The sequence below is a fragment of the Amnibacterium flavum genome (assembly GCF_003097495.1).
GTDB lineage: Bacteria > Actinomycetota > Actinomycetes > Actinomycetales > Microbacteriaceae > Naasia > Naasia flava.
Window position 1 is genome coordinate 41,510 of record NZ_QEOP01000005.1, and the last position, 25,296, is coordinate 66,805.

Sequence of the window (25,296 nt, forward strand, 5' to 3'; positions counted from 1 at the left end):
GACCTCTTCGCGCCGCGTCGATCGCTTGCCGAAACCCGTTGTCGGAGGCGCTTTCAACCTCAGAAACCCTTTAGGCGCTGTAGGCCTTCACGTGTTGGGTTTGCGAGCCGAGACGACTGATCCCCAGCGTCATCGTCTCACCGCCCTTCAGATAGACCTGTGGGTTCATGCCCATGCCGACTCCGGGTGGAGTGCCGGTGTTGATCAGATCGCCGGGTTCCAGGACCATGAACTGACTGAGGTAATGCACTATGAACGTCGGGCTGAAGATCATGGTCGACGTGGAACCGGTCTGACGGCGTGCGCCGTCGATATCCAGCCACATGTCCAAGGCGAGGACGTCGCCGATCTCGTCCTTCGTGGCAAGCCACGGACCCGCGGGGTTGAAGGTCGGAGCGGACTTGCCCTTCGTCCACTGCCCATTGCGCTGGATCTGCCATGCGCGTTCGCTGACGTCGTTTACGAGCACGTAGCCGGCGATGGCCTCGTGAGCTTCGACCTCATCAGAGAGGTAGGAGGCTCTGCGGCCGATCACGATGCCGAGCTCCACCTCCCAGTCGGTTTTCTCGGACAAACGAGGCACGATCACATCGTCGTTGGGCCCGATCAGTGTGTTTGGCGACTTGGTGAACAGGATCGGCTCGGACGGCACGGCCTGTCCGGTCTCCGCGGCGTGATCGCTGTAGTTGAGGCCGATGCACAGGATCTGGTGCGGCCTCGCGATCGGCGCACCGAACCGTCGACGGTCGAGTGACTCGACGCGACCTGCGTCGACACGCTCCGCCACGACGGTCGAAAGCCCCTCGAGCGCGCCCGAGGCGAAGAACGCCTCGTTGAAATCGTCGACCACATCCGAAAGATTGACGAAGCTGCCCTCATCCACCAGGACCCCGGGGGTCTCGGACCCCGCTTCTCCGACACGCACCAGTCTCATCGACACTCCCTGCTTCAGAACCGAGGCCCGCCTGCAGATTCTGCGCCGAGAACGCGGCGTGCCATAATTCGAAATGTTAGCGCCAAATTCGACTTAGTGGAAAACTGCAGGTTGTGACTTTCCCCTCTTCCGCAGCCCAGGCATACGCCTCGGTCAGCTCGCGAACGACGATCCAACCAGATAACGGACTCGGAGCTGCGCTCTCAGCCGCTATTGGACGCGCGGACGCTGTATCCGTCAGCGCGTTCGATCGCGTGATCGCTGCGGTGGACGCGTCGCACTACCTGATCACGCCTGCGGCCGTGGTGACCCCTCGCGACAAGGAGGAGGTAGCCCGGCTCCTCCACCACGCCAGCCGAACGGGAGAGCCCGTCACGTTCCGCTCCGGTGGGACAAGTCTTTCCGGCCAGGCCACGACCGGAAACATTCTGGTCGACACTCGCCGCCACTTCCGCGGAATCGAGGTGCTGGATTCGGGTGCGCGGGTGCGCGTCGAGCCAGGGGCCACCGTCCGACAGGTGAATGCCCGCCTTCGCCGGCACGGACGGAAACTGGGGCCCGATCCGGCGAGCGAAATCGCCTGCACGATCGGCGGCGTCATCGCCAACAACTCAAGCGGGATGGCGTGCGGCATCGCACAGAACACCTATCAGACCCTCGAATCTGCCGTCATCGTCCTCGCATCCGGAACGATCCTCGACTCGGCCGCTCCGGATGCCGACGACCGGTTGCGACATCAAGAGCCCGAGCTTTGGCAGGCGCTCGCGGATCTGCGACAGAAGGCCAATGAGGATGATTCTGTCCGTGGCGAGATAATCCGACAGTTCGCCATCAAGAACACGATGGGATACGGCGTCAACGCCCTCATCGACCACGCGACACCCGTTCAGATGCTCACCCACCTCATGATCGGCAGCGAGGGTACGCTTGGATTTGTCGCCGAAGCAACGTTCCGCACGGTCCCCCTGCACAAGCACGCTGCCACGACGCTCCTCGTCTTCGAGACGCTGCGGGCAGCCACCGACGCGCTCGTCGGGATTGTCGCGTCGGGCGCCGCAACGGTCGAGCTGATGGACGCAGCCTCACTGCGCGCGGCCCTGATGGATCCGGAGTCACGAACTGCCCTTCCCTCATTCCAGATAGTTGATAATTGCGCGCTGCTGGTCGAGTACCAGTCGGCTACTCCGGAAGGGCTAGCCGAGCACATAGCTGCTGCCGCCACGATCTTCGACGGCCTGCCGCTCGTCGAGCGACCGCGGCTGTCGGAAGACCCAACCTTCCGGGCTTCTCTCTGGCACATCCGCAAGGGTCTCTACGCGACGATCGCGGGCGCCCGCCCCTCGGGCACCACGGCCCTGCTCGAAGACATCGCCGTCCCGGTCGGGAAGCTGTCGGAGACCTGCGCGGGGCTGCAGACGCTCTTCGCGGTGCACGGCTATGCCGACGCGGTCATCTTTGGCCACGCCAAGGACGGGAATATCCACTTCCTCATCAACGAGGACTTCGGCTCGGCCACGAACCTCGTGCGCTACCGAGCGTTCACCGAGGACATGGTCGACCTCGTGCTGCGCGCCGGCGGGACCCTTAAAGCCGAACACGGCACCGGCAAGATCATGGCTCCGTTCGTATCTCGGCAGTACGGCGAAGCGATCTATTCGCTCATGGTCACGATCAAGCGAGCTTTCGACCCGATGGGTGTGCTCAACCCGGATACGGTCCTCACTGAAGACGCCGACCTTCACCTACGCAACCTGAAGTCCACTCCGTCTGTCGAGACGGAAGTAGACCGCTGCGTGGAATGCGGATACTGCGAGCCCGTCTGCCCGAGCAAGGACCTCACCACGACGCCGCGCCAGCGGATCGTCGTCCGACGGGCGATCGCCGAGGCGGATGCCAAAGGCGATTCCGCCCTCGTTCGGGAGCTGAGTCGCGCGCAGCAGTACGAGGTCGTCGACACCTGCGCCGTCGACGGAATGTGCCAGACCGCATGTCCGGTTTCCATCAACACGGGCGATCTGGTGCGCCGTCTCCGGTCCGAGACCGTGGGAGCCGGCTCCAGCGCGGTGTGGAACACCGCGGTCACAGCGTGGAAGCCCATGACGCGTGTCGCTTCGACGGCTCTCACCTTGGCTGCAGCAGTGCCCCCTCCTCTCATCCAGGGCCCTAATCGGGTCGCCCGTCACCTGCTTGGGGACGACACGGTGCCCCTGTGGTCTCCCGACCTGCCGAGAGGCGGCGCGCGGCGTATCTCCGGTTCGACGTCGACCGACGTCGAGGCGGTCTTCTTTCAGGCGTGTGTCGGGACCATGTTCGGACCGAGCGAGGGCGGTCCCGGAGTGGCTACCTCTTTCGAGGCGCTGGCGGCCAGAGCGGGTATCGGACTTGTTCGACCGGAGGGGGTCGAGAGCCTGTGCTGCGGGACCCCGTGGAAGTCTAAGGGCCTCGTCGATTCCTACAAGGTGATGGTCGACCGCACTCTCACGGCACTGTGGCGGGCATCCGACCATGGAGGGCTCCCGATCGTCTGCGACAACTCCTCCTGTTCCGAGGGACTGATCCTCGCGCTCGAGGGAGCTCTTGCAGGTCATCCCGAGTACTCGGCGATGAAGCTGATCGACGCCGTCGACTACACGGCGAAGGCATTGCTGCCGCGGCTCGACGTTGACCGCAAGCTCGCACGAATTGTCGTGCATCCCACCTGTTCCTCCACTCGTGCTGGCTCCAACACCCATCTCCTGGAACTGGCGGCCGCAGTATCCGACACCGTCACCGTTCCCGACGACTGGAGCTGCTGCGCCTTCGCGGGTGATCGGGGAATGCTGCATCCGGAGCTCACGCGAAGCGCCACCCGGCGTGAGGGCGAGGAGGTCAACTCCAGTTCTTACGACGCCTACGTGTCGTGCAATCGGACGTGCGAGATCGGCATGACGCGCGCCACAGGCCACCCATACCAGCACGTCCTGGAAGTGCTGGACGCCATGATAAGGAGAACGAAATGAAGCGAGCCATCATCACGGGCGGAGCGAGCGGACTGGGTGCGGCGTGCGCTTTGCGCCTTCGAGCGGACGGCGTGGAGGTCATCACCTTCGACGTGTCGACCGAGGCGGACTACGTCGTCGACGTCACCGACCAGCAGTCGATCGACGATGCCGTCGCCACTGTCGGCCCCGTCGATATCCTCGTCAACAGCGCGGGCATTGTCGGGCCGAACAAACCGTTCTGGGAGGTTCAGCCGGAGGAGTGGCAGAGAACTTTCGATGTCAATGTGCATGGCATCTTCCGGGTGACGAAGGCGATTGTGCCCGGCATGGTGGAGCGAGGGTGGGGCCGCATTGTGAGCATGGCGAGCATGGCGGGGAAGGACGGCAATCCGAATCTCAGCGCTTACTCGGCCTCGAAGGCAGCGGTGATCGGACTCACCAAGTCCCTGGGGAAGGAGCTCGCCAAGACTGGGGTGCTCGCGAACGTCATCGCACCTGCGGTCATCGAGACTCCGTTCAACGCGACGACCTCACCGGAGGTGCTGGCTCACATCACCTCGTTGATCCCGATGGGACGGGTGGGCAGGGCCGAGGAGGTCGCCGCGCTCGTCTCATGGTTGAGCTCAGAGGAGTGCAGCTTCTCGACGGGAGCGGTGTACGACATCAGCGGTGGACGAGCAACCTACTGACCTTGTTCGCTCAAGCCGATTCACGGACGATCACTCGCGGCTGGAGTAGCGTCGCCTGGATGGTTGCGCCAGCGAGGATGCTGTCGATGAACGCAGCACGCGAAGGCATGTCGGCAGGCTCGTTGGTGACAGTGGTCAGACGCGGGTAGCTGACCGCGGCAAGCGGAAGGTCGTCGATGCCGATGACGGCGAGTTCGTCCGGTATACGCAAACCTCCACGGTGCGCCGCACCGAGAGTCGCGAAGGCAATCTCGTCGTTGTAGGCAGCAGCCGCGGTGAAACCGTCCTCCGATCGCGCCTTCAATTCCTCGGCGAAAGCGTCCGACTCAATGGCGGCGACGGTCGTCACGACCTGCATGCCGAGCTGATCGCCGTATCGGCGCACCGCAGCGTGCCGCGTTTCATTGATCGCAGCGAGGCTGGAGTCGGTCGAGCCGACGTAGAGGATGCGATTGTGGCCGCACTCTGCCAGGTATCCGACCTGGACCTCCGCGGCGGAGGTTTCCCGTAAGAGTAAGCCGTCGTTTCCACGGGACATCGAGGCGACTCGTCTAACGCCGGATCGAGCGAGGACCCGCCGAATGTGCTTCGGAAGCTCGCCCAGCGAGATGACGGCTTCGGGCATGAGCGTGCGGGCAAGAAGCAGGAGCGCGGAGTACGGCTCCGCATACGGAGTTTGCTGATTCACGACCGGGTCGTATCCCCGTTCTGAAAACCCGTCGGCCAGGCTCTGGGCGGCCCGAGCTACTTTCTCGCCGTATGGGAAATCCGAGACATCGATGACGACCGTCTTCGTCCGTCCCCGGGCCAGGGCCTGTGCTGCTGAACTGGGAACATATCCGAGGTCCTCGGCGGCGTGCAGCACGCGTTGACGCGTGGACTCCGAGATCGTCTGTCCGGGCGTCTGATTGAGCACGTATCCGACCGTGGCCCGAGATACCCGGCTCAGGAGAGCCACATCGCTGGCCGTTGGTCGACGGTCATCTGTAGGCCGCATGTACAGATTCTCGCACCACTTGCGCGCGCAAGTCGCAGTGTGTACATTCGACTCGTTTCGCTTGCGCGTGCAAGTTACAGTTCGTCAGCCTCAAAGGAGCGGCCCGTGGCCATCGCCGACACACCCCCCGGAAGCATCCCCGCCGAGCATCTCTTCGAGCCCGCCCGCGTCCCGAAGCGGATCCTCGCCGCTTTCCTGGGCGCCTACCTCGGGTCTTACCTGATCATCCTCATTCCGGTCATCACGACGCTGGCGATCAAGGTCGCGGAGGTTGCTCCCGACTCGCGGGAAGCGACCCTCGGCGTGATCACGGGCATCGGCGCACTCGTGGCTGTGTTGGCAAATCCGATCTTCGGCATGCTCAGTGACCGGACGACCTCGCGATTCGGCATGCGTCGGCCTTGGATCCTCGGTGGCGCAACCGCCAGCGTTCTCTCCCTGATCGCCCTGGCGTTCGCGCCTGACGCGCTCGCGGTGGGCGCACTGTGGTGCGTTGTGCAGTTGTCCTGCAACGCCATGTTCGCGGGCCTCGCGGCGTTCCTTCCGGACCGCGTCCCCGAGGCTCAGAGAGCCACCGTGTCCGCGCTGAGCGGCATCGTGCAGCAGTTCTCGCCGCTCATCGGCCTGGCGGTCGCCAACCTCGCGCTCAGTTTCGGGACCGGGACTCCCGGAATGTTTATCGTGCCGGCAACTCTCGGTCTGATTCTGATCGTCGTCTATGTCATCGTCGCGCGGGACCGGGTGCTCTCTCCGAACCTGCGCTCAAGCTTCCGAGTGAGCGATCTGGCCAAGGCCTTCGCTTTCAACCCTCGCCGCAACCCAGACTTCGGCTGGGCATGGCTCGGCAGGTTCTTCATGCAACTGGGATTCGCCGCGGGAGCTACCTATCAGGTGTACTTTCTCAACGCTCGATTCGGCATCCCCTTCAGCGCTGTTGCCGGACTGCAACTCGGCCTCTCGCTGTTGAGCGTCATCATGATCACGATCGCAGCATCGGTGTCGGGCACTCTGAGCGACAAACTGCATCGGCGCAAGATCTTCGTGTTCGCAGCCTCAGGCCTGGTCGCGGTGTCAAGCCTTCTTACCGCGTTCGCCCTTGACATGTGGGTGTACTTCGTGGCTGCCGCAATCCTGGGGATCGCCACCGGTGCGTACTTCGCGGTCGACCTCGCTCTCGTAACTGATGTCCTCCCGAACAAGCAGACGCAGGCCGCAAAGGACATGGGCGTGTTCAACATCGCCAGCGCGCTGCCGCAATCGCTGGCCCCCGCACTGGCTCCACTGGTGCTCGCCATCGGAGGCGGCACCGAAAACTACGCAGCCCTATATATAGGAGCGGGCATAGTCGCTGTCCTCGGCGCTTTGACCGTGATCCCGATCAAAGCGGTGCGCTGAGCGCTCGCCCCCCTTTTCCGCCCTCGAAGAAAACGGTGAAGCCGTGCACCCACTCGTATCTCAACTGACCGAGCAGGAGAAGATCTCCCTACTGTCCGGTGGCACCTTCTGGACCTCCGCAGATGTCGAGCGCCTCGATGTGGTCGGCGCCCGCTACAGCGACGGACCCCATGGGCTGCGATATCAGGCCGCGGAGGCTGACCACCTGGGCTTGAACAACAGCGAGCCGGCGACCGCGTTCCCTACGGGTGCCGCTACCGGATCCACCTGGAACCCGGAGCTTCTGCGCGAGATCGGCGTCGCTCTCGGACGCGAGAGCAGGGCGAGGGGCGTCGATGTTCTGCTAGGCCCCGGCGTCAACATCAAGCGATCGCCGCTCTGCGGCCGCAATTTCGAGTACTTCTCGGAAGATCCGCTGCTCTCCGGAGAGCTCGGCCGTTTCTGGGTTGACGGGGTCCAGTCTCAAGGCGTTGGGGCCTCCGTGAAGCACTTTGCCGCGAACAACCAGGAGACCGAGCGGATGCGAGTTAGCGCGGAGGTGGACGAGCGCACGTTGCGTGAGATCTACTTCCCGGCGTTCGAGAGAGTGGTCCGGGCGGCGCGGCCGGCCTCGGTGATGTGCGCCTATAACGCCATAAATGGGGTTCCCGCATCCGAGAGCCGCTGGCTGCTCACCGACGTCCTCCGAGCCGACTGGGGCTTCGATGGATATGTGGTCTCGGACTGGGGCGCCGTCAGACGCCCAGCCGAAGCAGTGGCCGCAGGCACCGATGTCGCTATGCCATCGGCCGACAGCCACGCCGAGGAAGTGCAAGCGGCGCTCGATGCCGGCGCCCTGGACCTCGCCGCTATAGACGAAGCCGTCTCCCGGGTTCTGAGTGTTCACGACCGGGTCCGGGCGACACGAGGCGTCCTGAGCGACGTAGACCTCGCCGAGCACCACGCATTGGCCAAGCGCGCCGCCATCGAAAGCATGGTCCTCCTCGTCAACGAAGGCGGCGTGCTCCCCCTTTCACCCACCGCCCGCGAGGACGTTGTCGTGATCGGGGAATTTGCTCGCACCCCGCGGTATCAGGGGGCGGGAAGCTCGCATGTCGTCCCGACTCGGCTGGACACACTCCTGGGCGCGATCTCTTCGGTCACCCCGAGGAGTGTTCGTTTCGCCCCAGGATTCCGGCTGGACGGCGTTGCGGATGCTGCGCTCGTGGACGAGGCCGTCCGACTGGTGAGTCAGGATTCGACGGTCATCCTGATGCTGGGGCTGCCGGAAGCAGACGAATCGGAAGGCTTCGACCGTGATCATCTCCGCCTGCCGACCGAGCAGCTCGAGCTTCTTCGGCGAATCGCGGCGGTCACCGATCACATCGTCGTCGTTCTGAGCAACGGCTCGGTCGTCGAGCTCGAGCCGATCGTCGGCCGGGCTCGGGCAGTGCTCGAGACCTGGCTGGGCGGACAGGCATCCGGTGCCGCACTCGCCGAGGTCCTCTTCGGCGTCGCGGAGCCATCCGGGCGACTCGCGGAGACGATTCCCATCCGACTCGAGGACACTCCTGCCTTCGTGAACTGGCCGGGCACCAGTACGACAGTGATCTACGGCGAGCGGATTTACGTCGGCTATCGATGGTACGACCGGACCAGGCGCGATGTCGCTTTCGAGTTCGGCCACGGCCTGGGATATACGACTTTCAGTATCGAGGAAGTCTCCGTCTCGATTCCGGATCCGACCGAGCCCCTGGTTTGGGTGGAGGCGTCCGTCCGCAATACCGGCGAGCGTGTGGGCTCAGAGGTAGTCCAGGTCTACGTCGGTGATGTCGTCGCTAGTCTCGATCGACCGCTTCGTGAGCTGAAGGCGTTCGAGAAGGTAGAGCTTGGGCCGGGTGAGACCCGGCGGATGCGTCTTCTGCTCGACCAACGAGCATTCGCCTTCTGGGGGCCGAGCGGGTGGACGGTGGAGCCGGGTACGTTCCGCGTCGAGGTGGGAACTTCCTCGCGTCAAATCGTCGAGGCCTTCGACATCGAACTGGATGTCCCCATGCCTGTCACCCCTCTTCGACCCGATTCGACCCTGGAGGAGTGGTTCCGTCACCCGGTCGGAGGGCCGTTGGTTAATGCCCTGTTCGTGCGTCTTCATGGCTCCGCCTTCGAGAACACGGATGAAGCCCTTTATCGGATGGCCTTGGGCATGCCGCTCAACTTGATCCTCGACCTGGGAGGCACGGAGGATGCCGAGACGGTAGTGGCGCGGCTGTTGCAGGAGGCGCACGGCTGATGTTGCAGAGCGGTCACGGCCGCGCCGACAGAAGCTCGCTTCGTCAGGACCTGCGCGCTCGCTAAGACTGCGACAGAGCCTGCAGGATCTGAGTCGACATCTCTTCCACGGATCGAGTCGATGAGTCGATCGTCGGAATCCCGTGCGCTTGGTAGAGACGTTCGGCTCGGCGAAGTTCGCTCGCGCACTGGCGCAGCGAGGAATACTCTGACTGCGCCATCCGCTGCTCCCGGACCGCAGCTAGACGCGCCGGTGTAGTGGTGAGACCGAAGCAACGAGCTCCGAGACCTTTGATTGGGAGAGGAAGCTCCGAACGCTGAAGATCCTCCTCGAGAAGCGGGTAGTTTGCGACGAGTACACCATGCTGCAGCGCTAGGTACATGGCCGTCGGAGTCTTCCCACAACGAGATGGAGCAAGCAGAACGACCTCCGCCTTGTCGAGCGCGCGCATGCTCTGGCCGTCATCGTGCTCCAGGGCGTACTCAACCGCGGCCATCCGGGCGTTGTAGCGCTTAACGTCGCCCATTCCATGCAGTCGCGCAGCCTGGCGAACACCAGGCTGACCGAATATCCCTTCGAGGCGGTGAATGTGGACGTCAAAGAAGTCGATCAACGGACAAGAGGTGCGTCGCAGTTCCTGCCTTACCTCCTCGACGGCCGTTGTGGAGAAGGCCACCACCTTTCCGTGTTCCGCCGCCGCGTCGAGAAGGCTGACGACCCGACGCGCTTCGTCGACAGTGATGATGAAGGGGATGAGCCGGCGCTCGTAGATCAGATGTGGGAACTGAAGGAGCAGCGCATTTCCCATCGTCTCAGCGGATATTCCTGTGCTGTCCGATAGGAAAAACACCTGCATGACCTCCGGCGCATCATCCATCGCCGGCAACATTCGTCAGATGCTTGGCATAGCCACGGCGAAGACAGCGGTCGTCCGTCATGCGGTGACGACCTCGCCGTCTGGGTTCGCAGACAACGCGAGTCGCTGCCAGGTGTCGACCACGGTGTCGGGATTGAGCGAGATCGAATCGATTCCCTGGTCGACCAGCCAATCGGCGAAATCCGGGAAGTCGCTTGGCCCCTGACCGCAGATGCCCACATACTTGCCCCGCGCTTTGGCGGCTCGGATGGCCATGGCGAGCAGATCCTTGACTGCCGGGTCTCGTTCGTCGAAGGACTGCGCGACCAGCGCCGAGTCTCGGTCAAGGCCCAGCGTGAGCTGCGTCATGTCGTTGGATCCGATGGAGAATCCGTCGAAATGGTCGAGGAAATCGTCCGCCCGGATCGCGTTGGCAGGCAGCTCGCACATCATGATGACCTCGAGTCCTCCCTCACCTCGCCGGATACCGTTCTTCGCCAGCAGAGCGATGACGCCTTCGGCTTCTGCGACAGTGCGCACGAAGGGGATCATGATCTTGACGTTGGTGAGACCCATGGACTCCCGCACATAGCGCACTGCGGCACACTCGAGCGCGAAGCATTCGGCGAAGGAGGGCGTTAGGTAGCGGGATGCGCCCCTCCAGCCGATCATGGGGTTCTCTTCATGAGGCTCGTATTTTTCACCACCGATGAGGTTGGCGTACTCGTTCGATTTGAAGTCAGACAGCCGCACGATGACGGGCGCCGGCGCAAAGGCCGCCGCAATCATCGATATCCCTTCCGCGACGCGGTCGACGAAGAATTGTCGAGGATTCGCGTAGGCGCTCGTGAGCCGAGCGATCTGCGACTTCAGCGGCTCGTCGAGACAGTCGAACTCGAGGAGTGCTTTGGGGTGGATGCCGATCTGCCGGTTGATGATGAACTCCAGGCGCGCGAGGCCGACACCCGCATTCGGAAGCTGAGAGAAGGAGAAGGCCTGCTCTGGAGTGCCGACGTTCATCATGATCTTGACAGGAAGGTCCGGCATGTCGCCGGTATCGGTCTGCTCGACGATGTAGGGAAGCTCACCGTCGTAGATGAATCCGGTGTCTCCCTCGGCGCAGGACACGGTTACAGGCTGTCCGGACGCCAGGACTGACGTTGCCGATCCCGTGCCGACCACAGCAGGGATTCCCAGTTCCCGGGCGATGATGGCGGCGTGGCAGGTGCGTCCGCCACGGTTGGTCACGATCGCCGAGGCGCGCTTCATGATCGGTTCCCAATCGGGATCAGTCATATCAGCTACCAGCACCTCGCCCGCAACGAACTCGGCCATCTGGTCCACCGAGTCCAAGACGCGCACTGCACCGGCCCCGATCTTCTGGCCGATGGCCCGGCCCTCCGCGACGATCGTCCCCGCTGAATCGAGTCGGTAGCGGGTGACCGTGTTCCGGGCTCGGCGCGACTGAACCGTCTCCGGTCTCGCCTGCAGGATGTACAGCAGGTGGTCGACGCCGTCCTTGCCCCACTCGATGTCCATGGGGCGTCCGTAATGGTCTTCGATCGCGACGGCGTACCGTGCCAGCTGTGCCACCTCGACATCCGTCAGGGAGAGTTGACCGGCGAGTTCGGGATCGACTTGGACGACCGAGGTTGTCTTGCCGACGCTGGAGTCGGAGCTGAAGACCATCTTTACCGCCTTGGACCCGACGGATCGTTTCAAGATCGATGCTTTGCCTGCGCGCAGCGACGGCTTGTAGACGTAGAACTCGTCCGGGTTGACCGCGCCCTGCACCACCATCTCCCCCAGACCATAGGAGGACGTGATGAAGACCGCGTCCTCGAATCCGGATTCAGTGTCGACCGTGAACATGACGCCAGACGAGGCGAGGTCGGACCGCACCATCAACTGAACACCGGCGGAGAGGGCGATGGCCATCGTGTCGTAGCCGGAATGCACGCGGTAGGCGATCGCCCGATCGTTGTAGAGGGATGCAAAGACCTCCTGCGTTGCACGAAGGACCGCGTCCGCTCCTCGGATGTTCAGAAACGTTTCCTGCTGTCCGGCGAATGACGCGTCCGGCAGGTCCTCGGCGGTAGCGGATGACCGAACAGCGAAGGACCTGTCGCCTGCAGCCATGAGGGTGGCACAGGCCGAGCGGATGTCAGCCTCAAGATCAGCCGGGAAGGGCTGAACTCGGATGGCCTCTCGGATCTGAGACCCTGTGGACGCCAACTGCTCGAGGTTTTCGACGTCGAGCGCGTCGAGCAGCTCCTCGATCCTTTGATCGAGCCCCGAGGACGCGAGGAAGCGGCGGTAGGCGTCCGCAGTTGTGGCGAATCCACTAGGAACCCGCACGCCCGCTTTGTCCAGATGTCGGATCATCTCGCCGAGAGATGCGTTCTTTCCGCCTACTCGATCGACATCTTCCATCCCGATCTCTGTGAACCACACGACGTTGTCTGGCACTTCGCTCCCGCCACTGGTCTTGAGACACCTGGCACGTAAGTGCTTGTTCCCGCATCACCGGCCTTGGTCATGCAATTTCAGATGATAGGACATAATTCCTAATATCGAAACAGATACGAGGCGGAGGTCACGCACTTCGTCGAGGTAGTGAGGGGTGTTCCGTCACTTTCGGCTCGGGGATGAACAGCGCTAGGACGAGGCACAAGATGGCGGCGATGAGTCCGAGCGTTAGCGCCCCCAGGAATCCTTGCTCGCTCGGACCAACGACACCGTTGACCGTGGTGATGGACTGAGCCAGCAATGCCCCCACCACAGCGGCTGCCGCACTCGTCCCTAAGGAGCGCATCAACGCATTGAGTCCGTTCGCAGCGCCGGTCTCCTCCGCGGGAACTGCTCGCATGATGAGAGTCGGCATCGCCGCATAACCCAGACCCACCCCGATTCCGAGGATGAAGTTGACGACGAGGATCTGCCACATCGACGCATGGAAGAGCAGCCCGACTACATAGCTGATGGCTATAACTCCCGCACCTGCGATCAGCAGCGGCTTCGGTCCGCGCAGACGCTGTATCCGGCCGGCGACTGGGGACATCAACATCATCGCAATGCCGGAGGGGGCCAATACAAGGGCAGCGACGAACAACGACAGTCCCAGGCCGATTCCCGTGGCGACCGGCAGCTCGAGGAGCTGAGGGAATACGACGCTCGACGCGAACAACGCGAAGCCCATGGCTATGGACGCCAGATTGGTGAGGAGCACGGGACCGCGACTGCTCACCCGCAGATCGACAAGAGGTTCCCGGACCCGCAGCTCATAGGCGCCCCAGGCGAAGAGCACGACCAGACCGCCCAGGAGCAGGCCGATGATCCGCGGGTCTCCCCATCCCCATGAGCCACCGCGGGTGATCGCCACGAGCAGCGACACGAGCCCGAGGGAGAGCCCGATAATCCCGATGACATCCAGCCGTCCCTGCGTCCGAAGGACACTCACGGGCACGACCAGGGCACAGAGGATGAAGTTGAGCAGTGCGATCCCAGCTGCAACCCAGAAGAGGACATGCCAGTCAAACGCCTCGGTGACGGCAGCACTAATGGGTAGCCCGAGAGCGCCCCCGACACCGAGCGTGGCGCTTATCAAAGCGATGGCCGAGCCGAGCCGCTTCGAGGGAAGGACGTCTCGAAGAATGGAGATGCCCAGCGGAATAACCCCGGCCGAGGCACCCTGCAGGATGCGCGCCACGAGCATCGGGACAAGCGCCACGGAAAGAGCCGCGATGATCGCCCCCAACGCTTGGATCAGCAGCAGCGCCATGACGACGCGACGCTTGCCGTACATGTCACCGAGGCGCCCGGCTATCGGCGTGCAGATGGCGGCGGAGATGAGCGTTGCGGTGATCACCCACGGCGTGTCCTCACTGGAAGCACTGAGCAGCCGAGGCAGTTCGGATTGGATCGGGATGAGGATCGTCTGCATGAACGACGCGCCCATCCCGGCGAACGCCAGCACGGCGATGATCGCGGTGAATGCAGGCGGGCGAGTAAGCGACCGGCGAGTGCGCATTTCTATCGCTCTTTCAGAGATTGGGAGCCTTTGTCTCAATAGTGAGAGTTAGTATCAGCTCTAGACTACGAGGGTGGCGGTCGACATCAGACACCGCAGCCGCGAGCGTCTTCGCGGCGAGCTGGCGGAAGCGGCCGCCGATTTCTGTGCGGGTCACGGGTTCGAATCGGTGACCGCAGAGGAAATAGCTGCCCAGCTGGGGATCTCGAAAGCGACCTTCTTTCGCTACTTTTCCTCCAAGGAGGATGCGATCATCGTCGGCGCCTTGGCGGCCCGGCCGTCGCTGCCGGACGCATTGCGAGGGCTTTCGCTCGAACCCGGGACATCGGCTTGGGTCGCCACTCGTCGGGCGATGGATTCGACAGTGCATTGGGCGCGCTCGCATTCGACACAACTCCGTTCGCGAATGGCATTGATCACCACCACGCACTCCCTGCGCGCCCGTTTGGCGTCCGACAGGCTGATGGATCGCACCGAACTGACCGCCGCATTGGCCGAGCGAATGACAGAGGAGCGGGACGCGCTCGCGGTGGCCTCGGCAGCCATAGCCGCAATCGACCTCGGCTGGCGACAGTGGGCGGCGGACGTCGAGGCAGACCTGGGTACCGAGCTCGATGTCTCCTTCGAACTCTTCACCCGCCTAGGAGAGATCACAACGCGGAGCTGACGTCAGGCCTGCGGCGTGAGGAACATCATGCCTCCCGAAGGCTGTCCGCCGCGCGTGTGAGGGCGGCTATGACGTCCTGCTCCGTCTCAGAGAAGCGTTGACTCGGAGACGAAACCGTGAAGCAGGCGACGGCGCGACCGCCACGCCAGATTGGCACGCTCGCACATTGGACGCCTGCTTGGAATTCCTCGCGATCGAACGCCAGCCCCGTCGTCCTTACCTCGTCGAGTTGCTTGAGGAACGCAGCATGCGAGGTGATCGTCTGGGGTGTGAGCCGCTTCATCGACATCTGGTCGACAGCTGAACGGCGGACCTCCTCAGAAGAGAACGCCAGCAGGACTTTCGCGCTCGCACGAGCATGCATGTCGTTCGTATAGCCGACGTCGAGGCCGACCACCCGAACGGCGTGCGCGCCCTCTTCAGTAGCCAACACCTGCACTCCACCGTTGCGAAGGACTCCGAGGTAGGCGGTCTCCCCCGTGTCGCGCACCAACCGCCGTAAGGCGTGACGATATGACTCGGGCACCGAGTCGAGACGCTGGTATGCATCGGCGATGATCCCGGCATTGGGTCCGAGTTGAAAGTTGCGATCCGCACTCTTGAGCAGCATTCCTTCGGCCCACAGGGTGGTCAGAAGATGGTGTGTAGTGGGAAGCGAGAGCTCGAGCTGCTCAGAGAGGAGGCGCGCTGTGATCCCATTAGGGCTCTCAGCCACGGCGAGCAGGAGGGCGACTGCACGACTGACCGACTGGATTCGCGTCTGACTCGTCGGCTCAACGGGTCCGGTGACGATGTCGCTCACGATCCCAATCTAACCCTCCATCATCTGAAATCAAGTCGGGGAGGGCTGGGCGGGAACAGCGTTGACAACGATGCCAGCAGACCCACCGAGGCCACGGGCGCGGAATCCGGCTCCCGTCGAGAGTCGCCGCAAAGCCGGCTGTCGGTTGAGGGCTCTACTTGCCCAACGGGCTCACGATCGGGTACAGGTCGTCGATGCGACCGGTGAGATCACGGACGAGAACGTCAACGTCGAGTTCGCCAGTCACATCAGTTGGTTCGGACAAGAGCTGACTGGCCGGGCCCGATCAGCATGTCGACCGGCTCCTCAGGTAGTCCTTCCGCGGTCACGGCGGGCACGGACACTACGTCAGAGCGCTGAACGAGGGCGAGTTCTATTGCGTAATCCAGTACCGCCTGCGCGGCGCGCTCGTCGGTTATGGCGCCGCGCCCGCTATAGGTAAGCAACTTCATACACATCACTGTGCATCGACGGAGCCTGATATCCCACCCGCTTGACCCCGGCCCCGTCCCGGGTTACCGACGATGAGGGACACATCATCGGCAATTGTCGACGCCGGATTGGCGCCCCTCGAGAGAAGCGTACTGACCACCCCTCTCGAGACCCCCAGGTGAGGAGGTGGTTCTATGCCTGGGGCGCGGAGGTGACGCAACAGGCTGCGATTGGTGCAACTCTGGGTATCGGCGGTGCAGCGGGTGCTTGATGCCGTCGAGCGTTACGCCTCGGACGGTGGCCGAACACTCTTGCTCAAGTAGAAGACCGGCCGGGCCGTCTACCGTTCTGATTCCATCCAGCGTAGGACCGATCGAGCCCGGGGGGGGTCGAGCTGACCCCCGTCCTGCCTTCACTTGGCTTGCAGAAGAGCCTTCTAGGTGCCATCGCGCTTGGAGAGCAGATCGTTTGCTGTTCGGAGCACGGTGGGGGCGGAGAAGTCCGCCCCATCCGCATCAAGAGCACCGACGACGCGGATGGTCGTCGACTCCCCCGGGAGCAGTGTAAAAAGGGCATCTGATGCGACCGCGTCGGGGTGCACGCGGTCAACAAGCAATGCGACGTCGCGGGCGAGCGAATGTGCTCGGACGATGACATCCCACCCGCCTTCGCGGAAACGGGCGATCGCCGTACAGGGGTTTGACGTCAGTTCGGAGTCGCGATAGTCAGAGAAGAACCACAGGGCGGTCGCGTCGCCCAGTCGCGCAATTACAAGCTCGTTTGACGGCCTCCCAGGCGTAGCGAGGGCTTTATTGATGGCTACGTCCATCGCTGTGTCCGGTGCCACCCGAAGGGTCTGTACCTGCTGATCGATCAGAAGTCCGGCGTAATCGCGGCGCTCGATCGTCAGCTCTGCGATCCACTTCTCCTGGCTGTCGTTGATGATCGCGACTCGCAGGGCGCCGCTTTCGTCGGGCTGGATAGTGAGCAGCCTGTCCGAGTAGGCGTGTCGCAGAGCGTAGAGCAGCGGCTTGGGTCGCTCGTACCCATCAATCGCCGCCCATGAGGTGACGGGCCAGCAGTCGTTGAGCTGCCACACGATCGTGCCGGTGCAGTGCGGCGTCAACGATCGGTACCACTCGATGGCAGCGCGAACCGCGATCGCCTGGTTGAGCGACATCGCCCAGTGCCACAATCCCATCTCGTTCGGAAGGGGGAAGTGGGCCGTCAGCCCGTCGGTGAGCTTGTCGTTGCCCTTGATCGCCTTCTGGTGAACGAGCATTCCCGGGGACTCGGGAGTCAGTGGCGAATCGGAGACCGACTGCATCAGCGTGCTCCAGGCGGGCGGGCCCTGCCAGCCGAATTCGGAGACGAATCGGGGACGGTAGTCGCGGTAGTGCGGCCAGTCTTTCTCATTCCAGATGTCCCAGATGTGCGCAGTCCCCTGGCTCGGATCGTTCTGGCGCGCACTGCGGTCCGGAGTGAACGGGCTGCCCGGGGTGTACGCGACGTGGGGTGCGAGCTCGGCGACGAGGGAGGGGAAGAGCTCGTAGTAATACGCCGCACCCCAGGTGCGGCCGTCGAGGCGCTTCTCCCAGTCCCACTCCTGGAAGCCCCAGATGTTCTCGTTGTTTCCGTTCAGGAGGACCAGCGAAGGATGAGCACTCAGGCGGACGATCGCCTCGTGCGCTTCAGCACCGAATTCCGACCAAAGGGGTTCGTCTTCGGCGTAGGCGGCGCACGCCAGTAGGAAGTCCTGCCACACGAGAAGGCCCCGCTCGTCGCACTCCGCGTAGAAGTCCTCCGACTCGTAGATGCCACCGCCCCACACGCGGATGAGGTTGACGTTCGCGAACTCGGCCTGCGCGAGGCGACGCGAGTACCGAGCTCGATCGACCCGGTGCAGGAACGCGTCGTCCGCGATCCAGTTCGCACCCCGTACATGGATTGTTTGCCCGTTGACGACGATCTTGAATCCGACACCGGTGGCGTCGGGCTGGGTGCGCGCCTCGACGGACCGGAAGCCGACTCGATAGTTGCGGTCGTCGACCACTTCATCACCCGACCGCAGCGTGACCACGACATGGTGGAGCGCGGGTTCACCGTAACCTCGGGGCCACCAGAGGGCGGCATTAGGTACATCCTCATAAATCTCAGCGACGCCCGCACGTACGGGCGCGGTCAAGACGTGCCCCGCGACACTGACCGCGAGTTCGAGCGGTTCATCGAATCCCGTCACATCGATTGTGCCGGTGACCCGCAATCGCGGTACACCATCGACGACGTCTCCGCCGATTCGGAGTTCTGCCAGGCGCGCCTGGCTCCAGGTCTCGAGGGCGACCGGTTTCCACAGTGCTGAGGTGCAGGTGTCGATCCCCCAGTCCCAGCCGAAGCTGGAGGCCATCTTGCGGATCGAGTTGTACGGGTGGTGATTGGCGTGTGGTCGATAGCCGAGTGCCATGCTTGCGGCATCTGCAGCTTTGATCGGTGACGAGATCGCGACCTGCAACTGGTTGTCGCCCGATGCCAGCCGCCCGGTCACGTCGATGCGGTGAGTCCGATGCATGTTCCGGGTGACGGCGATGTCGTCACCTCCAAGGCTGATGCGGGCGATCGTGTCGATTCCCTCGAACACGAGCTCCTGGCGTTCGCTGCCGTCGGGCGCCCAGGTCACCGTCGTCCGGTAGGTCCAATCCGTTAGACCGATCCATGACTGGGTTTTCTCGTTCTCATCGAGATACGGGTCAGGGATGAGCTCGGCGCGCATGAGATCCGTGTGCACGGATCCCGGGACGCTGGCCGCGATCGGACCCGCTGAGCGCACGTCCGGCGGCACTGCGGTGCCACTGCCTTCCACCGTCCAGTCGGAGATAACGGTGCGGTCGACAATCATGCGGTCAGCTTCCTCTTACAGGGCGAGAAGGGTGGGACTCCGAAGAGATTGTGCTCGCTCGCGGCCACCTCGGTTCACGAGATCGCTCGACAAATGCGGCGGGAGGGCGGCTACTTGAGCGCGCCGCCGAGAAGTCCGGCGACGTAGTAGCGCTGCAGGACGAGGTAGATGACCACGCATGGGATGACGGTCACGGTCACGCCCGTCTGCATCAAGCCGAAGTTCACCCCGAACTGGCTATCGGTGGACAGGATGCCAATGCTGACCGGAAGCGTATAGAGCTTTTGGTCGGTGATGAGGATCAAAGCGGCGAAGAAGTCGTTCCAAGCTGCGAAAAACGATAGGAGGGTCGTCGACACGAGGCCTGGGACGGCCACCGGCAGCATGACGCGCCACATTGCGCTGAACGCACTCGCACCGTCGATCTGCGCCGCCTCCTCCAAGGACGACGGGATGGCGGCAAATGAGTTGCGCATGAGGAACGTGCCGAGGGGCAGGTTGAATGTGGCGAGCACAAGGGCTACACCGATGAGGTTGTTTTGCAGCCCGATGTCTCTCAGGACGATGTACAGCGGCGTGATGACGGCCTGGAACGGCACCATGAAGGTGACCAGGATCACGAAAAATGCCGCCTTGCTGCCCCGGAACGGTAGCTTCGCGAATGCATACCCGGCGAGGGTGCTGGCCACAAGCGCGACCGCGGTAGCGGTCACCGAGACGAATACCGAGTTGCCGATGCTCTGCACGATGCTGAGACCTCGACTGGCGTCGGACAGACGAACGATGTCGTCGAAGCTGACGTGAGACACCATCACCCAGATGGGGTAGAGGAACAGCACCGCTAGGCAGGCGGAGACGATCCACCAGACCGATTTTGGCAGCAGTCGGGTGCGCGAGTGACGCTCGCTCGCTCCGATGCGCGCGGCACTGCCCGCAGCAGCGGTAGAGGCAGGTGTGATGGTGGCGGTCATGCGTTGTCGGAGTTCCTGAGAAGAAGCATCTGGCCGGCGCTCACGACGCCAAGAACGAGCATGAGGAGAATGGAGAGAGCCGACGCGTATCCGACGTCGAACTTCACGAATCCGTTGCGATAGATCTCATAGACCGCGGTGAGGGTTGAGCCCGCGGGTCCGCCCGTGGTCATGATGTAGAACTGGTCGAACGCGAGCAGCGAGCCGGCGACCGAGAAGACCAGCACGAGTGCGAGCGTGGGGCGCAGGAGCGGCACGGTGATGTACCAGAAGCTCTGCCACCCAGTCGCGCCGTCGATGCGCGCGGCTTCGTTGACCTCGTCCGGGATGCCCTGGATTCCGGAAAGTACGAGCAGCATCTGCAGGCCGACCACCTTCCAGGTCACCATGCCGAGCACTATCGCGAACGCGGTCCAGAAGTCGGCGAAGTAGTTCTTCTGCGGATCGACCAGCCCCCACGACCCGAGAAGCTGGGTGGTCGGACCGATGTCGGACTGCCACATGAACATCCAGATGTAGCTGCCGGAGGCGAGACCGATGACCACCGGGAGGAAATAGACGGTCTGGAAGAAGCGATGGGCCCGAGTGCCCTTCCGGACGAGGAAGGCCAACCCGAACGCCAGGATGATCAGAATCGGCGTGATGACGATCGTGTAGAAGAAGGTGAAGCCGACAGCTCTGATGAACTGGTCATCGCCGAACGCTTTGACGTAGTTTCCGAAGCCGATGAACTCGGGTGTGCCGAGCAACGGCCAGTCGTTCAGCGACATGTAGATGGTTCGGATGAACGGCCAGATGAAGAACAGCCCGAGCAGCGCAAACGCCGGAAGGCTGAGCAACAGGCCGAGCACTCCCCTACGCTGCGTTATGCGGCCGTGCTTGACGCGTGGTGGGGGCGTGATTTGCTGGAGTGCGGTCATGATGGATGCTCCTCATTGGATCGGGCGGGCCTTCCGGCCCGCCCGATCGACGGGATGATGTGTCAGCCGTTCGACTCGTCGAGCAGCGCCTGCGCGGCCTCCTGGGCCTTGGCTTGGGCGTCGGCGACTGATCCGGAACCGAACACGGCCTCCTGGATCATGGTCGACCACACCCCGTTCGGATCATTGAAGAGCTCGTTCTCGATGACGCTGTAGGGAACCTGACCCACCGCGAGGGCGTCGGCGAACACCTGGTATCGCTCATCCTTGGGCACGTAGAGGCTGTCGAGCAGGTCGAGGCGGACGGGCATCACACCGTTATCGGCGATCACCTGCTGGCCTTCATTGCCGGTGACCCATTCGAGGAACTGCCACGCGCCTTCCGGGTTCTTGGCACCGGCGGTGATGGCGATGTCGTCGCCGCCGGCGAAGGAGGCGCCCTGGCCCTCTTCGGCACCAGGGATGAGAGCGAGCCCCCAGTCGAACTTCGCGCCCTCGGCGGGGTCAGTGAGGGAGCTGATGTAGAAGTCGCCCCAGTTGAAGATGCCAACCTTGCCCTGTTTGAAGGCATCTCCCGCGCTGGCCCCACTATCGGACTGCACGAGCTCGGGCATGGCGCCGCCTTCCCACAGCTCGCGGTACATCGTCATGGTGTCCGTCACTTCAGCACTGTCAAGCAGTGCTTCTGTGCCGTCATCCGCAAGCACGTTGCCTCCGCTTGCCCAGATGTAGGGAGTGATCGAGAAGATGTTGCAACCCCCACAGGCGCCCGAGAATGCGAAGCCATAGGAGCCATCGCCGATCGCGGCGATCGCTTCTGCGTCCGCCTGGACCTCGGCCATCGTCGTCGGGGCCTTCTCGGGATCGAGGCCGGCCGCAGCGAAGAGGTCCTTGTTGTAGTACATGACCGACACGTCGCCGGTGAAAGGCAGGGCGTAGGTTTTGCCCTCGTACTGCCCCTGAGCAACGTGCCCCGGGCTCATGTTGTCTTTGTAAGACAGGCCGTCGACTTTGTCGGTGATGTCGGCAAGTGCACCCACGGAAGCAAAGTACGGCGCGTACACGAGGTCCATGGATGCGACGTCGGGTGCGTTACCGCCAGCGGCTGCGGTTCCGAATTTCTGCACGAAGTCCGCGGCCGGCACGAGCGTCACCTCGACCTTGAGGTCTTGGTGGGTCTTGTTGAACTCGTCTGCCAGCGTATTCATGAACGCGGACTGCGAGTCGCGGGCCCAGACGCTGATCGTGCCGCCGCTCTGAGCCTCGGTTCCCGAGCTGGAACAGCCGCTCAAGCCCACCACGGTGGCCGCGAGGGCGGCCGCTGCGATGAGCGAAGTGGTGTGACGCCTCATTGCGTGTTTCCTCTCTTGTGTATGGGATGGCCGGCATGCCGGCCGCACCCGGATGCTCAGGTAGTGGGCATCCAGACGCGCATGGCACCGGCGGTCCTGTTGGCCCACCGGAAGTAGGGAATCGCCCGCACCGACCCGATAACGGAGTCCGCCGTCTCGGTCAGGTCGGAGGGGTAGAGGTCGGCGGGTGCGGCATGGCCGCGAGCGTCGGCGATAGCTAGAACCGGCACACCTAGCCCGTCGTCCTGTCCGGCCTCGGTCGCCGTCGGGCGCTCCGGGATCACGACATTCTCGAGACGCGTACCCTCGGGCAGATCTGCCTCCTCGAGGCAGTAGTAGACGGGCCCCCGACGCAGGGCGAGTGCACCACGCGCTCCATCGACCCACGGGTGGGCCTTCTCGAATACGGGCTCAACCGGAATGTGCAGCGAAACCGACGAGGCCCCGGCGGGAACGTCAAGGAACCCTGGGGAGACGGGGCGGGCCAATTCGCCGTCGACGGAGACCGTGACGCCGACTGCCCAAGCGGGTATGCGAAATTGCGTGGTGCGGGTCGTGGGTGCATCGAAGGAGAGGTGCACGTCAGGCGTCCACGGATAGTTCGTTTCGACCGTTGCGGTGATGCCGTCGCCGATGTCGAACGAACCGGGCGTGTAGATCTGGAACTGGACCGCATCGTCGCTTTCGGTGACCAGATAGGCGTTGATGGACGACAGCAGACGGGCCAGATTGGGCGGGCAGCAGGCGCAGAAGTACCAGTCGAGTCGGGTCGACGGCGCGTCCTCCTCGTGGGTGTGCCCTGTGCGCAACTGGAGAGGGTTCGAGTAAAAGTAGGCCCTGCCGTCAAGCGAGGTGGAGACAGCGATCGCGTTGTACAGTCCTCGCTCGATCTCGTCCGCGTACTGCCCTCCCCCATCCAGCAGGAGCATGCGCCAGTTCCAGTGCAGATTGGCGATGGCCGCGCAAGTCTCTGAGTAGGCGCGATCGGCCGGAAGCTCGTATGGATCGCCGAATGACTCGCCACGATGACGTGAACCGAGACCTCCGGTGACGTAGAGCTTCTCGGTGTGAACGCTCGACCACAGGGCATCGAGCGAGTCGCGGTAGCCAGCATCGGCTACGTCGAGTTCGAGGTCCGTGACACCCGCGAGCAGGTAGAGCTGGCGCACCGCATGGCCAGTCGCTTCCCGAGCCTCGCGGACGGGCGTGTAGTCCTGGTAATAGGCTCCGCCGAACTGGCCCTCGCCGATGGTTCGATATCCCCGAAGTTCGACCATCCGCCGGGCAAGTTCTCGGTGCCGGTCGTCCCCCGTGAAGCGCGAGAGCTCAACAAGCGCGGTTTCGATCTCGGGATGCCCGTCAATGTCGTCGCGACCACCGCCACCGAAAGTGGTGTGCACGAGTTCGACATAGCGCAGCGCGATCTCGAGCAGGTCGGTACGCCCGCTGTGCGCCCAGGCGATGGCAGCCTGCACGAGGTGACCGAGCTTATACATCTCATGGCCCTGCGGGAGGTCGGTGAAGCGCTCCCCTACGCGCGGACCCTGGTAATAGCTGTCGAGGTAGCCATCGCGCTCCTGCACCGCTCCAAGCAGTCGGATGGCCTCGTCAACGAAAGGTATGAACTCTGCGACGTCGCCGCGCACCGCCTCCCAACCGATGGCCTCGAGGGTCTTATAGAGGTCGGAATCGGCGAAGAGCGGCCCTCTGAACGCGGCATCACTCTCGCCGACAAGGCGCCTGAGGTTATCGACGACCCCGGATGTCTCCATGCGTTCGATGCAATGGGGAATCGTGCCGTCACGGTTGACGCGCTGCCAGTCGCCGATGAAACCGCCGTCGAGTCGAACTCGGCGCGTATCGATCGGGCGCCTCGCCGAGGGGCGGGCGGGTGCTGCGGGAACTGCAAGCGATGCGGACGCGCTGACCATGCTTCTCCTCATTGAGCCTGTGTATCGGTGTGGCGATTTCGGCAGTACACCGGTGCACTGTGGTCGATAGTACACCGGTGTACTAAATCTGCAAGAACCAAGTTGGGCCCGCGTTCCAGCTCAGACAGAGGCGCGATATTTTACGGAGTGGCTCGCTACCGTTACCGTCGGGACCTCTTCGGAGGCTCCGACCTCAATCAACTCGACGAGCCGATTGACCGCCGTCTCCGCAATCCACTCGCGACCCGAGTCGACTGTGGTAAGGGGGGGGAAGGCGAGGGCTGCCTCCTCGACATCATCGAATCCCGCCACGGCGATGTCGCCCGGGATGGTGAGACCCTGTCGTTGCAGTTCGGCCATCGCGCCCAGCGCTATGGCATCATTGAGCCCAAACACGGCGTCGAACTCAAGACCCGCGTCGATCGCTCTCGCTATCGCCTCTGCGCCCGACAGGCGATTCCACGGAATGGGTCCGACGAGCAGTTCAGGCACCATCTCGACTCCCGCATCATGATGGGCGCGACGAAATCCGTCGAACCTCTGTGCCGCGGCAGTGGGAACGGGCGACTCCTCCATACCGAGCGCGACGATGCGTCGCCTCCCGTGCTCAAAGAGAAACCGGGTCATGTCGTAGGCGCCCTGCTCGTTGGCGACGGTTACGAAATCGAATGGCCCCGAGTGCACTCGATCGCCGACCAGTACGACCGGGATGTCGACGGTTGCGGAGTCGATGTCAGAGGCTCCGAGGGCGATGGGATGAGCGATTAAGCCGTCGACAGATCGCCCCCGCGTACCCCGCAAAACCGACAGCTCTTGATCGTGCTGGCCGGCAGTGACCTCGACGACCACCGACATTCCGCGCCGCTGAGCAGCTGATACGACCGCCTCGGCGAGCTCGGCAAAGTAGGGATGCGCGATCTCGGGAATCGCGAGCGCGATCGTGCCTGTGCGTCCGGAACTGAGGCTGCGCGCAGAGAGGTTGAGCTTGTAGTTGAGCTCGACGATCGCTGCCTCGATGCGCGATCGAGTGTCGGCGGTCATATATCGATAACCGTTGAAGTAGTTCGAAACGGTTTTCTTCGACACTCTCGCAACGCGGGCGACGTCTGCCATGGTCGCGGCCATCTCGCCCTCTCTCAACGCGGTCTCGCCAAGTCACTCAGCATCGCACCCTAAC

Annotated in this window: 18 protein-coding genes; 5 read left to right on the forward strand and 13 right to left on the reverse strand. The window is 63.3% G+C overall.

Going from position 1 to position 25,296, the window contains the following annotated elements; translation table 11 throughout:
* Positions 1 to 70: 70 nt before the first annotated feature.
* Complete coding sequence (locus tag DDQ50_RS16190) at positions 71 to 883, reverse strand: fumarylacetoacetate hydrolase family protein (RefSeq protein ID WP_338065171.1); 813 nt, start codon at positions 881 to 883, stop codon at positions 71 to 73.
* 164 nt (positions 884 to 1,047) lie between these two features.
* Between DDQ50_RS16190 and DDQ50_RS16195 the strand changes: the two genes are divergently transcribed.
* Both DDQ50_RS16195 and DDQ50_RS16200 read left to right on the forward strand, forming a co-directional pair.
* Complete coding sequence (locus DDQ50_RS16195) at positions 1,048 to 3,933, forward strand: FAD-binding and (Fe-S)-binding domain-containing protein (RefSeq protein WP_240614480.1); 2,886 nt, start codon at positions 1,048 to 1,050, stop codon at positions 3,931 to 3,933.
* Positions 3,930 to 4,604: an SDR family NAD(P)-dependent oxidoreductase gene (locus tag DDQ50_RS16200; RefSeq protein ID WP_116757844.1), complete on the forward strand. Its 675-nt coding sequence runs from the start codon at positions 3,930 to 3,932 to the stop codon at positions 4,602 to 4,604. The genes DDQ50_RS16195 and DDQ50_RS16200 overlap by 4 nt, the downstream gene beginning before the upstream one ends.
* Positions 4,605 to 4,614: 10 nt before the next feature.
* On the opposite strand, the gene DDQ50_RS17080 is transcribed toward DDQ50_RS16200, so the two are convergent.
* Entirely contained in the window at positions 4,615 to 5,601 is a 987-nt protein-coding gene (locus DDQ50_RS17080; RefSeq protein ID WP_133245992.1) for a LacI family DNA-binding transcriptional regulator, read from the reverse strand.
* Between the two features lie 105 nt (positions 5,602 to 5,706).
* Between DDQ50_RS17080 and DDQ50_RS16210 the strand changes: the two genes are divergently transcribed.
* Entirely contained in the window at positions 5,707 to 6,996 is a 1,290-nt protein-coding gene (locus tag DDQ50_RS16210; RefSeq protein WP_165829866.1) for an MFS transporter, read from the forward strand.
* Positions 6,997 to 7,039: 43 nt separating this feature from the next.
* On the forward strand, positions 7,040 to 9,265 hold the full coding sequence (locus tag DDQ50_RS16215) for a glycoside hydrolase family 3 C-terminal domain-containing protein (RefSeq protein WP_116757846.1): 2,226 nt from the start codon (positions 7,040 to 7,042) through the stop codon (positions 9,263 to 9,265).
* 61 nt (positions 9,266 to 9,326) lie between these two features.
* On the opposite strand, the gene DDQ50_RS16220 is transcribed toward DDQ50_RS16215, so the two are convergent.
* From DDQ50_RS16220 to DDQ50_RS16230, 3 genes are all read right to left on the reverse strand, one after another.
* Positions 9,327 to 10,142, reverse strand: a complete 816-nt coding sequence (locus DDQ50_RS16220; protein WP_205663686.1) for a pyruvate, water dikinase regulatory protein — start codon at positions 10,140 to 10,142, stop codon at positions 9,327 to 9,329.
* A 57-nt stretch (positions 10,143 to 10,199) separates the two neighbouring features.
* Positions 10,200 to 12,590, reverse strand: a complete 2,391-nt coding sequence (gene ppsA / locus DDQ50_RS16225; protein ID WP_116757848.1) for a phosphoenolpyruvate synthase — start codon at positions 12,588 to 12,590, stop codon at positions 10,200 to 10,202.
* Positions 12,591 to 12,717: 127 nt separating this feature from the next.
* Complete coding sequence (locus tag DDQ50_RS16230) at positions 12,718 to 14,151, reverse strand: MFS transporter (RefSeq protein WP_205663687.1); 1,434 nt, start codon at positions 14,149 to 14,151, stop codon at positions 12,718 to 12,720.
* 73 nt (positions 14,152 to 14,224) lie between these two features.
* Here DDQ50_RS16230 and DDQ50_RS16235 point away from each other — a divergent pair, with 73 nt between their 5' ends.
* A complete protein-coding gene (locus tag DDQ50_RS16235) occupies positions 14,225 to 14,818 on the forward strand; it encodes a TetR family transcriptional regulator (RefSeq protein ID WP_116757849.1) in 594 nt (197 codons plus the stop codon).
* A 25-nt stretch (positions 14,819 to 14,843) separates the two neighbouring features.
* Here DDQ50_RS16235 and DDQ50_RS16240 read toward each other — a convergent pair whose 3' ends face one another.
* From DDQ50_RS16240 to DDQ50_RS16275, 8 genes are all read right to left on the reverse strand, one after another.
* Positions 14,844 to 15,620, reverse strand: coding sequence for an IclR family transcriptional regulator (locus DDQ50_RS16240; protein ID WP_276308421.1), 777 nt, complete (start codon positions 15,618 to 15,620; stop codon positions 14,844 to 14,846).
* Positions 15,621 to 15,868: 248 nt separating this feature from the next.
* Positions 15,869 to 16,072, reverse strand: a complete 204-nt coding sequence (locus tag DDQ50_RS16245) for a hypothetical protein (RefSeq protein ID WP_133245993.1) — start codon at positions 16,070 to 16,072, stop codon at positions 15,869 to 15,871.
* 416 nt (positions 16,073 to 16,488) lie between these two features.
* A complete protein-coding gene (locus DDQ50_RS16250) occupies positions 16,489 to 18,945 on the reverse strand; it encodes a glycoside hydrolase family 2 protein (protein ID WP_116757851.1) in 2,457 nt (818 codons plus the stop codon).
* Between the two features lie 110 nt (positions 18,946 to 19,055).
* Complete coding sequence (locus DDQ50_RS16255) at positions 19,056 to 19,916, reverse strand: carbohydrate ABC transporter permease (RefSeq protein ID WP_116757852.1); 861 nt, start codon at positions 19,914 to 19,916, stop codon at positions 19,056 to 19,058.
* Positions 19,913 to 20,767 (reverse strand): carbohydrate ABC transporter permease, encoded by an 855-nt coding sequence (locus DDQ50_RS16260; RefSeq protein WP_240614484.1) that lies wholly within the window; start codon positions 20,765 to 20,767, stop codon positions 19,913 to 19,915. Before DDQ50_RS16260 ends, DDQ50_RS16255 begins: the two co-directional genes overlap by 4 nt.
* A gap of 131 nt (positions 20,768 to 20,898) precedes the next feature.
* Positions 20,899 to 22,188 (reverse strand): ABC transporter substrate-binding protein, encoded by a 1,290-nt coding sequence (locus DDQ50_RS16265; RefSeq protein WP_116757854.1) that lies wholly within the window; start codon positions 22,186 to 22,188, stop codon positions 20,899 to 20,901.
* A 56-nt stretch (positions 22,189 to 22,244) separates the two neighbouring features.
* On the reverse strand, positions 22,245 to 24,119 hold the full coding sequence (locus tag DDQ50_RS16270; RefSeq protein ID WP_165829867.1) for a glycoside hydrolase family 127 protein: 1,875 nt from the start codon (positions 24,117 to 24,119) through the stop codon (positions 22,245 to 22,247).
* 120 nt (positions 24,120 to 24,239) lie between these two features.
* Positions 24,240 to 25,244 (reverse strand): LacI family DNA-binding transcriptional regulator, encoded by a 1,005-nt coding sequence (locus tag DDQ50_RS16275; protein ID WP_116757856.1) that lies wholly within the window; start codon positions 25,242 to 25,244, stop codon positions 24,240 to 24,242.
* Positions 25,245 to 25,296: the final 52 nt, after the last annotated feature.

Excerpts from the sequence above, each read along its gene's own strand:
- DDQ50_RS17080 (WP_133245992.1), bottom strand. The coding sequence starts at position 5,601 with ATGCGGCCTACAGATGACCGTCGACCAACGGCCAGCGATGTGGCTCTC.
- DDQ50_RS16245 (WP_133245993.1), bottom strand. The coding sequence starts at position 16,072 with ATGAAGTTGCTTACCTATAGCGGGCGCGGCGCCATAACCGACGAGCGC.
- DDQ50_RS16250 (WP_116757851.1), bottom strand. The coding sequence starts at position 18,945 with ATGATTGTCGACCGCACCGTTATCTCCGACTGGACGGTGGAAGGCAGT.
- DDQ50_RS16200 (WP_116757844.1), top strand. The coding sequence starts at position 3,930 with ATGAAGCGAGCCATCATCACGGGCGGAGCGAGCGGACTGGGTGCGGCG.
- DDQ50_RS16220 (WP_205663686.1), bottom strand. The coding sequence starts at position 10,142 with ATGGATGATGCGCCGGAGGTCATGCAGGTGTTTTTCCTATCGGACAGC.
- DDQ50_RS16265 (WP_116757854.1), bottom strand. The coding sequence starts at position 22,188 with ATGAGGCGTCACACCACTTCGCTCATCGCAGCGGCCGCCCTCGCGGCC.
- DDQ50_RS16255 (WP_116757852.1), bottom strand. The coding sequence starts at position 19,916 with ATGACCGCCACCATCACACCTGCCTCTACCGCTGCTGCGGGCAGTGCC.
- DDQ50_RS16230 (WP_205663687.1), bottom strand. The coding sequence starts at position 14,151 with ATGCGCACTCGCCGGTCGCTTACTCGCCCGCCTGCATTCACCGCGATC.
- DDQ50_RS16270 (WP_165829867.1), bottom strand. The coding sequence starts at position 24,119 with ATGGTCAGCGCGTCCGCATCGCTTGCAGTTCCCGCAGCACCCGCCCGC.
- DDQ50_RS16275 (WP_116757856.1), bottom strand. The coding sequence starts at position 25,244 with ATGGCCGCGACCATGGCAGACGTCGCCCGCGTTGCGAGAGTGTCGAAG.